General features: G+C 68.9%; 8 protein-coding genes. 1 reads left to right on the forward strand and 7 read right to left on the reverse strand.

What is annotated here, in order from left to right; translation table 11 throughout:
- The gene (locus ACFYV5_RS22145; RefSeq protein ID WP_389170958.1) at positions 1 to 2,079 is read left to right on the forward strand and encodes a PQQ-binding-like beta-propeller repeat protein; all 2,079 of its coding nucleotides are present in this window, start codon (positions 1 to 3) and stop codon (positions 2,077 to 2,079) included.
- 98 nt (positions 2,080 to 2,177) lie between these two features.
- On the opposite strand, the gene ACFYV5_RS22150 is transcribed toward ACFYV5_RS22145, so the two are convergent.
- From ACFYV5_RS22150 to ACFYV5_RS22180, 7 genes are all read right to left on the reverse strand, one after another.
- Positions 2,178 to 2,654: a hypothetical protein gene (locus ACFYV5_RS22150; RefSeq protein WP_389170961.1), complete on the reverse strand. Its 477-nt coding sequence runs from the start codon at positions 2,652 to 2,654 to the stop codon at positions 2,178 to 2,180.
- A 101-nt stretch (positions 2,655 to 2,755) separates the two neighbouring features.
- Positions 2,756 to 4,543, reverse strand: a complete 1,788-nt coding sequence (locus ACFYV5_RS22155; RefSeq protein ID WP_389170964.1) for an alpha/beta hydrolase — start codon at positions 4,541 to 4,543, stop codon at positions 2,756 to 2,758.
- A gap of 5 nt (positions 4,544 to 4,548) precedes the next feature.
- Positions 4,549 to 4,953 (reverse strand): hypothetical protein, encoded by a 405-nt coding sequence (locus ACFYV5_RS22160; protein WP_389170967.1) that lies wholly within the window; start codon positions 4,951 to 4,953, stop codon positions 4,549 to 4,551.
- Between the two features lie 885 nt (positions 4,954 to 5,838).
- Positions 5,839 to 6,828 (reverse strand): hypothetical protein, encoded by a 990-nt coding sequence (locus ACFYV5_RS22165; protein ID WP_389170970.1) that lies wholly within the window; start codon positions 6,826 to 6,828, stop codon positions 5,839 to 5,841.
- Positions 6,829 to 7,025: 197 nt separating this feature from the next.
- Positions 7,026 to 8,405 carry a type VII secretion-associated serine protease mycosin gene (gene mycP, locus ACFYV5_RS22170; protein WP_389170973.1) on the reverse strand — a complete coding sequence of 460 codons (1,380 nt, stop codon included), beginning with the start codon at positions 8,403 to 8,405 and terminating at the stop codon, positions 7,026 to 7,028.
- Between the two features lie 28 nt (positions 8,406 to 8,433).
- Positions 8,434 to 9,981, reverse strand: coding sequence for a hypothetical protein (locus tag ACFYV5_RS22175; protein WP_389170976.1), 1,548 nt, complete (start codon positions 9,979 to 9,981; stop codon positions 8,434 to 8,436).
- A 30-nt stretch (positions 9,982 to 10,011) separates the two neighbouring features.
- On the reverse strand, positions 10,012 to 10,566 hold the full coding sequence (locus tag ACFYV5_RS22180) for a hypothetical protein (protein ID WP_389170979.1): 555 nt from the start codon (positions 10,564 to 10,566) through the stop codon (positions 10,012 to 10,014).
- Positions 10,567 to 10,700: the final 134 nt, after the last annotated feature.

The following is a 10,700-nucleotide window of genomic DNA, read 5'->3' on the forward strand; positions in this document are numbered from 1 at the left end:
ATGAATCCCCTGGGCCTCGGCGATCCGCTCCGCGTCGGTCCGTACCGTGTCCTCGGCGTCCTGGGGGAAGGCGGCATGGGCCGGGTGTACGTCGCCTCCGGACCGGACGGCCGCCCGGCCGCGGTGAAGGTCCTGCGTCCGGAACTCGCCCACGACTACCATCTGGCGCAGCGCTTCGTCCGCGAGGCGCACACGGCGCAGGCGGTGACGAGCCGGCGCGTCGCCCGTGTCCTCGGCGCGGAGATGGAGGCCGGACGGCCCTGGATCGCCACCGAGTTCCTGGCCGGTCCCACCCTGGACCAGGCGGTCGGGCGATACGGCCCCTTCGACGAGCCGACCGTACGTGCCCTCGCCGCCGCGCTCTCCGAGGCACTGCGGGACATCCATGCCGCGGGGCTTGTCCACCGTGACGTCAAACCGGCCAACATCGTCCTCACCTCGGACGGCCCCCGGGTCATCGACTTCGGCATCGCCCGCCCGGAGCACGGGCTCACTCTGACGACCACCGGGCAGATTCCCGTCACCCCCGGCTACGGCGCTCCCGAGCAGGTCCTCGGGAAGCGTGTGACAGGGGCGGCGGACGTGTTCTCGCTCGGGGCGGTGCTCGTGTACGCGGCGACCGGGCGGCGTGCGTACAACGGCCCGCATGTCGCGGCCGTCCAGTACGCGGTGGTTCACGAGGAGCCCGATCTCAGCGGGCTCCCGGAGTCGACCCGGGTCCTCGTGGCGCCCCTGCTCGCCAAGGACCCGCGGTTCCGCCCGACTCCGGAGCAGATCGCCCGCGCCTTCGCACCGGACAAGAAGGCCCGTGATGTCTGGCGGCAGAGCCCGCTGCATCAGGAGGTGAAGCGTCGCGAGGCCGAGATCCGGCGGCAGACCGCCGCCGCCCCCACGACCGTCGTCCAGCGGGCTCCCAGCCGACGCCGGTTCCTCACCGCCTGGGGTGCCGGCGGGGCGCTGCTGCTCGCGGGTGGTGGTGGCGGTACGGCCTGGTGGCTCAAGGAGCGTGCCGCCACCGAGCTGCCGCCGGCCGGGGACGCCCCGGACGCGCCCTTGCTGGCCCAGGCGAGCGAGGGGATCAGGCCTTCGCCGCTGTGGGGCCCAGTCGAAGCCGCCGCGTCCGGCCCCCTCCCGCCCCCGATCGTCCTGCGGGACGTGGTGATCTTCGCGGCCAGGGACGGCGGCCTGACGGCCCTGAAGGTGACCGACGGATCACGGAAGTGGACGCTGCCCCGGCTCTCGGCCCGGGCGCGCCAGCTCGCCCTCGACGAGGACCGGTTCGTGGCGGCCGACGCATCGGGTGCGCTCCTCTGCTTCAACGCCTCCACCAGTGCCCAGGAGTGGTCGGCTCCGGACGCCGACGTGGCGTTCCTCCTGGCCGCCGAGGCCGATGCGGTCTACGTCCTCACCACCAAGGGCAAGCTGCGTGCCGTCGGCACCGCGGACCGGACGACGCGCTGGACGGTCACGTCCACGGAGAGCTCGGCGGACATCACGGGCCCGCTCGCCGCCGTCGGCGGAAACCGGCTGGTCCTGAGCGGCACGGACGGAACCGTACGCGTTCTGGACACGAAGTCCGGCAAGGAGCTGTGGCACATCACCGGCCAGGCGACGACGGCCCTTCAGCCGGTGATCGAGAAGGGCGTCGTCTACATGGGCGGCCGGACCCTCACCGCGCTGACCCTCGACGGGCGCCAACTCTGGGCGGTTCCCTCCCGTACGAAACCGCAGGGCACCCAGGGAGGCTGGGGGCCGCCCGTCGTCGATGCCGACGGGGTCACGGCCGCGGACGGCGTCATCGTGACCCGCTACGGCAAGGACGGCGGCCGCGGCGACTACTGGTGGGCCGACCTCAACGGCGGCATGCCGCCGCTGACACCGCCCGTGGTGCAGGGGAACTGCCTGTGGGTGGTCGAGGGCGGCTACGACGACTTCGGTGTCTCGGGCTTCTCCAAGCCGAGCCGGAAACGCGTGTGGACGTACGAGCGGGACGACCGCGGCCCCTGGAGCATGACGGGCGCGGGGAACCGGGTCTTCCTGATCAGCCAGGGCAAGGTGGTCGCCATGCCGGTCTTCTGACCGGCATGGCGCCGCCCGCCCTCGACGAGGACGGACGGACAGGCGGACGGCGTCGCCGAGATCCCCGGCACTGGTGCGTACCGCGGGTGCTCGGCACTTCAGCTGCTCGGTGTGGTGCTGGAGATCGGCGTACGCGCGGACCAGAACTCCGACTGCTCGGTCGGCAGAGGCGCCTTGTTCCCGTCGTAGGCAGGCCCGCCGGGTACCGTCTTGGGGGGCTGGACGGCCGACTCCTCCACACACGGGGTGGCAACCTCGAAGTGCGCCTGGCCCTGGTAGCCGAACAGCAGCCTGATCTGGAAGCCGTCCTGGGTCAGGAAGTAGGTCGCCGGGGTCTTCTCACTCTTGTTCGTGCCCCGGTGGGTGAAGCCGCGCTTCTCCCAGTGGCGCTCCACCACACCCAGGAAGCTCCCCTTGCGCTCCGGGGAGATCACCGTGGTCACGGAGATCCGCCGGGACACCTCGCAACCACCATCCGTGGAAATCCCGTGGTCCCACTTCACCGGGGGAGTGATCGACGTGATGGTGTCGTTCAGGAGCTCGTCGGCACGCTCGGCCGCCTCTTGCATGTTCATGTCCTGCGCCCTTCCTTCGTTCGCGCCCCCCGACTTCTCCGACGGGCCGCAGGCCGTGGCCAGGAGCACCAGCGCGGCCACGGCGATCGCTGCCCTTACCCTCATCGCCTGGCCTCCGGAGTGATACCACCGGGATTACCGGCAACGATGTTGGCGATGCTGTCCGCGGACATCTGGTCCTTCTGAGGGTCGAAGTAGTTCGAGTGGGCTTCGAGCGTGAGGTTCGTGAGCGCGTTCGGGCCTTCCTCCGTACGGAAGCGGGTCGCGCCGAAGGCCTCGCTGGCGGGGTCCTTGCCGAACCACACATCGTCGTCGCCCAGGTCGCCCAGGTCCGCGCCGACACCGGCGCCGACCAGCGCTCCAGCCGGCCCGCCGACCAGGAACCCGCCGGCTCCACCGATGACGCCACCCACGACAGAACCGCCCGAGGGCAGCTTCGTCACGATGTCGTTCTCCGCCGCACCGACGAAGACGTGCTGCTTGCCCACGCCCAGGTCCTCCGCGCGATCCACCCCGACACCGGGGCTTCCGAGGAGAATGTAGTCGTCGACGTCCGGCATGCCGCCCGGCTGCTGACTGGCGGTGCCCACGGTCAGCGAACCGTACGAGTGACCGATGGCGGTGATGTGCGGGTCGGCGTAGTCGTTGGTGGCCGCGAGACCGCCCATGAAACTCTGGTATGCGGGCGCCCCGTTCGCCGCGTCGTTCTCGGTCATGACGTCCACGCTGAGCGGTGCGTCGTAACCGAGCCAGACGATCGAGGCACTCGACGGGTCGATCTCCTGCGCACCGATCGCGGTGTCCCGCGCACGCTTCAGGGTGCCGCCGGCGAATTCCTCGTCGAGCTTCGTGCTCAGTCCCGGGACGTACGCGGAGACGTTCCGTGACGTGTCCGGATTCCCGTACGCGACGATGGCCCGCCCGTTCCCCTGGTCGCCCACACCGAGCAGGTACATCGGGGGCTGGCCGCCCGCCCTGAGCTGCTCGTCGATCTTGCGCAGACCCGCCAGCTTGGTCTCCGCGTCCTCGCCGCCGCGCTCCGAAAGCTGTCCCATGAGCTGGGGCATGTAGTTGCGGTTCGCCTCGTCGCGCGCCACGGCCGGAATGCCGTCCAGGTTGCCGATGGTGTCCGGGTAGGCCGCCATGTAGGCGATCTTGTCGTCCTGGCTGAGGCCGTCCCACCACTCCTTGCGCTCGGCCGGGCTCTTGCCGGTCGGGATGTCGTCCTTGAAGACGTCGTCCGCCGCGCCGTGCACCGCCTGCGAGTCCCTGTTGACGTCCGCCCAGGTGTTCTCGGTGACGTCGAGGCCCTGCTCGGCTTTGAGCCTGCGTACGGCGTTGGCGTACTCCGCGTCGATCCTCCGTGCCTCGGCCAGCGCGTCGCCTATCGTGTCGGCGATGTCCTGCGCCTTGGCGGCGTTCGGATTGAGGTTGGTCATGGCGGCGACGTCCGCCATCACACCGCTGAAGAACCCGCTCGTGCCCTTGACCGTGTCGCCCTGCGGCTTCTGGCCGGCGACCTCCGGGCCTGCCGCGGGGTAACTGACCGAGCCGTCGGGGTGCACCGTGAACCCGAGGTGCTTGGCGTCCTCCAGCGCGTTGACCAGCTTGCGCTGGGGCGCGGCGAGCTCCTGGGCCAGACCGTTGAGCGCGAACTGCACCAGGCCGCACTCGGTGTGGATGTACTGATAGTTGCGGCTCAGCCGGCCCAGACGGACCGCCGCCGCGATCGTGGACATGCCCTTGGTGACGTCGGTCAGTTTGGGCACCACGCCGCTGTCGATCTGCCGACGGGACTCGTACGCCCGCTTGCTGACGTCACCCCATCCTTCGCCGGCTTCCGTGAGCTCGGTGAGCTTGAGGTCCTTGAGTTCCTGTATCGACAACATCGCGCTCACCGACCGCCCTTGTGCTCGCCCGCGCCCTTGTCCGGCGGGGGCGCGATCTGCGCGTACTTCGCCTTCTGGGCGGCCTCCAGCTCACCGTGCTCCACGGCGACCTGCTTCAGCGGCGCTTCCAGGCTCCCGGCCTCGTCCCGAACGGCCTTCAGCCGCTCCTGCCAGGAAAAGAGGACGGCACTGAGCGCGGCGGTGGCCTCGAGCCCCTCGGTGCGCTCCTGCACGCCCTCGTGCGCGGTCCCCAGCCTCGTCAGCCCGGCATTGGTGTCGGTCTGCAACGTCACGACGGCCCCCGCGGCATGCGTCCACGGCCCCTCGGTCTGCTTGAGGTCCGCGTCTCCCCCGCCGGCACCGCCTCCGCCACCGCCCCCGGAGTCGGGGGCGAGCCCGGCGAGGTTCATCCCCTGGTCGCTCGAGGAGCCACTGCTACTGCTACTGCCCTCGAACTGGAGCAATTGCTGCAGGCTTTGCGGTTGCGTCTCACCAGCCACGGCGTCTCCCCCGTTGTTCGGTTCCCGATGCGTCAATTTCCCGCGCGAGCGGTAACGCTACCGGGTGAGACCCCGTCGTACACAAGTGCAATGCGGAATCTCGACGACGCGATCGGTCACAGCCGACTCACCGGCCGGAAAGAGCCCGGAAGACCCTTACTGTCCGTTTCGTCGACACACCGGCTAGGTGCCCGGCAGGGAGTGTCCTGTCCCCGGGGGGAGAGGGCCGTACTGGGTGGTGTGCTGCTGCTGGTACGGGTTGTGGGCCTGCTGCAAGGCCCCGCCAACTACGTTGGGAACTCAGCGAGTGCGGCTTGAAGTCGTCACCGTGCGCGAAAGGGCTTGTACGTCACTCCCCCCATCGAGGAGAGCGAGGTGCACTCGCGGCTCCGGGGTGCTGCGGGGAGTGCCTCAGCCCAGAGGTAGCCCCGGGAGACGTAACTAGGTCCGACACCGCGGCCGGCTTCGCTTTGCGTGGATCGCCCCCAATGCTGAACCGGACCTGTACTGCCGTCACCCCAGCGACGGTCTCGATGCGGCACGAATCCGCCGGAGCTTTTCGCTTTCTCAGCGCATCCGCGACCCCTGCGTACGTATCGCCAGTCGTGGCTTCCCGAAGCTCACCGGCCTCGAAGTCCCGGATCAGTTCGTCGAGCGCCTGCTTGTCGAAGATCCCCCCGCACGCGCCCTCCAGAACGTCGGACTCCGAACCACTTCCGCCGCAGGCTGTCGCAACCAGAAGGACACTGACAGCCAAGGTCGCAGGACGAGAAGGACGAGTGGGGCGCACGGATTTCACCGACGTCCCCCATCGGTGCGATCGGTGCTGTTCGCACCGCGGTCATAAGCGTTGAGCACGCCTTCGGTGTAGTCGTGACCAGGATGATGCTGCTGCTGGTAAAGGAGCGCCGGGCTGTTGGCGCGGAGTTGTCCCAGCTCCGCGAACCTGCTCTCCGACATCCTCGACTCATTCGAGAGGTCCTTCTCCTGCTCCTTGGTCTCCCTGTCGATCTCGATGCCCCACTGGGTCTCCACGGCGCCGGCGGCACCCTCGACAAGGGTCGGCACCACGAACATCGCTGCCGCCGAGGCACCCGGCCCGCCCAGCGGCAGGACTGCGATGCCAGCAGCCAGGCCAAGGCCCTGGCTGGCACCGAACTTCTTCCACTCGGCGGCTTCAGCGAGTTTCTGGTTGATCTTGTCTTCCGTGTCGCCGAACTCTTTGTCGAGCGCAGAGATCCTCGCCTCGTCAAGCAGCCCGTGAACGTATCCGCCGTTGTTGAGGATCTTCTCCGCTTTGCCGTGGTCCCCGGGGTTGGCCTCCAGGGCGCCCATAGTCATGGCGTGCTGGGCCGATGAGAGAATCTCGTAACTTCCCTCATGCTGGCCTACGTTGTAGAGGAAGTTCCGGGCGGTCGCCTGCGTGACGCTGATGTGCCCGTCTCCACCGTGGCGGTACAACTCGTCACGCCCCATGGAGTCGCCGCGACCGCCTTCGTTGATCGTGGACCAATTGAGGTCATCCATGTAGCCGGCCCCCATGCGAGCGAGACTGTCACCGACCCCGGGGCGGTCACCGGCGTACTCGATGTCACTGCCGACGATTTCCGCCACCTGGGTCATGACGTTTGCCGTACGGCCGCCCCGGTGGATCACGGCTTCAGTTGAGTCGTACGGCACGCCGAGCGTCGCAGCCTCCAGCGCGTGCCCGAGTTCGTCATAGCCGTAGCCCTCGTCCTTGTGCTTCGGGGAAGTCGAATCAAGCGGCCACTTGCGGTCCTCCATGAGGTACTGCAGGTCAGGATCGAGCTCACCGACCTACTGGAGTAGAACAGATCCTTTGCTGCTCACGTTGGCCGACGCCTCGCTGCGCGCGGCCGCCCACTCTGCTTCGAACGACATGAGTCCCCTTGAGCCTCTACTCAGTAGATGTCGGGCGGTGCTGCGGACGGCCACCGACGACGCCACCGGTCTCCAAGGGATCAGCCGGGCTGCCCGGGTCCGGGAGGCGGGCCGTACTGGGTGTGCTGCTGCTGGTACGGGTTGGGGGGCAGCTGCTGCGGGGGGCCGTAGGGCGCGGGCGCGTACGGCGGAGCGGCGGGGGGCATGGTCGGCACGGGAGGCATCGCACTCCGCCGCCGGGACCGCACGACGACCGCGGTGACGGCTCCGCCGATCAGCACGGCCGCACCGACTCCCAGGGCGATCCACAGACCGGAGTTGCTGTCGCTGTCCGACGCGGCAGGCGCCGGCGCGGCCGTGGCCGGCTTCTCGCTGGGCGCGGCGGAGGGCGCCGAGGAGGCGCTCACCGAAGGCGAAGCGGATTTCTCCGCGGCGGCGAGGTCGGGGAGCGGGTACACGTCGGCGGGGCCGGGGTCCCCGGGGGTGGTCAACGCGACCCGCGGCCGGATAGCGCCGTATCCGACCAGGTCGGTACGTGCGTCACCACTCTTGGGCTTTCCTGCGGTGTTGAGCATGACCCGAAGGACTTGGTTGTTCGTCCAGTCGGGGTGCTTGGACCAGATCAGTGCGGCGGAGGCGGAGGCGAGCGCGGTGGCGGCGCTGGTGCCGTCACCTTCGCACAGCTGCGTGCCTCCCGTGCAGGCGTTGGTGATGTCTTCCGCAGGGGCGGCGAGGTCGACCTGTGGCCCGGTCTGCGACTTCGACCACCAAGCCGCCTTCCTGTTCAGCCCGCCCACACCGACAACACCAGGAGTCCCAGCCGGGTATTCGACAGCGTTCCCCTCGTCAGCGCTGTTGCCCACAGCCGCAAAAATAAGCTTGTTCTTTGACAAGGCGTACCGGACCGCGTCGGCGAGCACGGGGTGGGGTGTCACAGGACTACCCGCAGAGACGTTGATGATCTTCGCATCAGAGTCGGCCGCGAACCGAATGGCCGTCGCCATCCCCTGCGCGTACGTCGCCGTACTCTTGCCCTGCAGACGTTCTGTGTTGCTAGCGACACGAATGGGCAGAATCTTCGCCTTCGGTGCCAATCCGTACGAGCCCGCAGTCGCGCCCCGTGCCCCTGTCGCGGCAATCAAGGCAGCCATGCCCGTGCCGTGATTGTCGATGTCTTTGTTCTCGTCACCGGCCCGGGACGAATAGTCCTTGCCAGGGAGCACCTGGCCTCGAAGGTCGGCGACGGAGTCGTCAACGCCGGAGTCGATGACCGCGACAGTAACGCCCTCGCCCTTGCTGACCTTCCAGATTTCCTCGGCCTTCATGGCATCCAAATGCCACTGCTGCTGACGGACGGTCTCCGCGTGAGCCGGTGTCGCGCCGATGCCCAGCAGTGTCAGGGCCATGGTCGCCGCCACAAGGGAGCCTGAACCGATGGCCCGTCCACTGCTGGTCCGCATGCGCTTCTCCGTGTCCTTTGTTACGAGATCAGTCGACGACCGGGGGGACGATGCGACGCGCACCTTGCTGCCACGTCTCCTCGTCCTCGGTCAGGTAGTCAGGACGCTCGCCGTTCCTCTCGTCGGAACGAGAGTCTCCGGTCCGGGCCCCCGCACCATGGAGTGGCGCGCCGACCGCACGACCCTGCGCCGCACCCGCTCCCGCCCCGGGCTGAGCGCCCCGAACGAGGCCGGAGCCACCCGGAGTGAAGGGACGCGCGCTGGCCTGACCCGACTGCTGAGCCCGACCACCGACCACGCCGCCCGTCTCCGTCGCCAGGCGCCGCCCGGCGGAGCCGGTGCCCTGTCCCGGCCCGGTTCCCATGGGGTGCTGACCGGCGCCCATCGGCCCGCGGCCGAGGGCGTTCTCGTGGCCGATCACCGGGCTCCGCGGAAGCCCGACCTGCGGACGTCCGTTGTTCTGCGGCACCTGACGGCCTCCGACGATGCCGGGCTGCGGCATCCGCGACGTGGGATGCGTGGGACCGACGGTCCCAGGACCCGGCATACCTCGCATCGTGGGCCCCACCTTGCCGGGCCCAGGTCCGGTCGGAAACGTCTTGCCCGAGCCGCCGGTGAGGGACGGGGGAACGTGTGTGGCTCCGCCCGGGTACGTGATCGTGTCCGGGCGCTGCGGCATCGTGGTGCCGGGCGGCTGCGTCGAAGGAGTCGTCGGGGCGTCAGGAAGCGCCAGACCGCCGTCGATCTCCATGTCCACGACGCGGTCGGGGACGACCGTGCCGGGCTTCGTCGGAGTCTGATCACCGGGGCGGACAGTGCCGCCGTCGGTTTCGCCTACAACGGATCCGTCGCTGCTGCCTGTTGACTTCGTCCGTCCGGTGGTCTCGTAACCACCCGTGGTCGATGACACTCGGCTGCTGGACGAGCCACCCGGGACCTGCTTGTGGCCCAGCGGACTGCGCCACTCGTCGTTCATGGTGGACGGCGCCGGAAACTCCGGCCTCGGCGCGCTGTTCACCCGCTGCCCGTTGTGCGTGTACGTCTGACCCAACGACCGCAGCTTCATCAGCGCCTCGATGCGCGCCTTCTCGCGTGCACTGGCCGCCGCCTGCATGTCCTCGGAGAAGGTCTTCACCTCGGTCTTGCCCGCGCCAGGGTCGTGCTGGGCCGCGTACCGGTTGCGCTCGGCCTTCTCGTAGTCCGTCTTCGCGTCCGCGCTCGTCTTGGCGAGCCCGTCCACGCCGCTCTTCGCCTCGGCCATGGCCTGAGCCGACTCGGCCAGGCACTTACTGGCCAGCTCGGTGTACTGCGCCAGGTAGAACGTGGCGCTCGCCGTCGCGCCCGTCCACTCGACGAAGGACTCCGAAGCCGCACCCTTCCAGTTCAGGCCACCGGACGCGCGGGCACGGAGGTACTCGGCGATCTTGGTGATCTCCTTCGCCGCGGTTCCGAGCTTGAGCGAGAGCGCCTCGGCCCGCTCCTTCTGGATGGGAGTGAGCATCGCCAGCAGCTGCTCGTTCGTCAGCCCCTCGAGCGGCGTCGACTCCGCCTGCGGTGCTTTGGACGTATTACCCATGCGAACCTTCCCCCGTTTCCGCCTCGTACCTCACCCGTAGCTGACCTCTCCACGGCCGTCGCCGCCGTCCGCGGGCGCACCCGTCTGCGGGACCGGCCTCTGCGACGCCCCGCCCATCGTGTGCGCGTTCGCGGCCTCGTCGGCCTCGCGCTTCTGAAGGTCCGTGATCTGCGTGTTGAGCGACCTCATGCGTGCGCGGATGTCGTCGTCGATGTTCTCGTAATCGTTCTTCGACAGATCGATCGCGATCTTCATGCTCTCCATCTGCAGCCCGAGGACCTTGGAGAACTTGACCAGCTCCTCGCGCACGACGTCGTAGGAGGAGAAGAGGAACTCCGCCTCCTTGAACCCCGGCCCCGCGAGCGTGCCCTTGTCCAGCCAGTCCGCGGCGATCTTGCCCGGGCCGGCCTGGGACTCCTGGAAGTCCTTGAGCAGCTGGTCCACGCGGTTCTTGAGGTTGGCCAGCTCGTTCACTTCGACGGCCAGGCTCGCCGCGGCCGCAGCCGCCCCCACGACCCCACCGAACATCGACATCGTCGACAGCGAGCCGATCGCTCCCCCGCCGCCGTCCATCGCCTCTGCCATCGCCGCCTCCCCGTTCGACAAGTCTCAGGGCTTCACTGTAGTCAAGACGACGGACAGAGCGCACCTCTGGGTTGCACGCGCAACGCAGATCCCCTGGTTACGAATTGGGCACGCCGACCATGGGACGGCTGGGC

The organism is Streptomyces sp. NPDC003035 (assembly GCF_042888285.1).
Classification (GTDB): domain Bacteria; phylum Actinomycetota; class Actinomycetes; order Streptomycetales; family Streptomycetaceae; genus Streptomyces.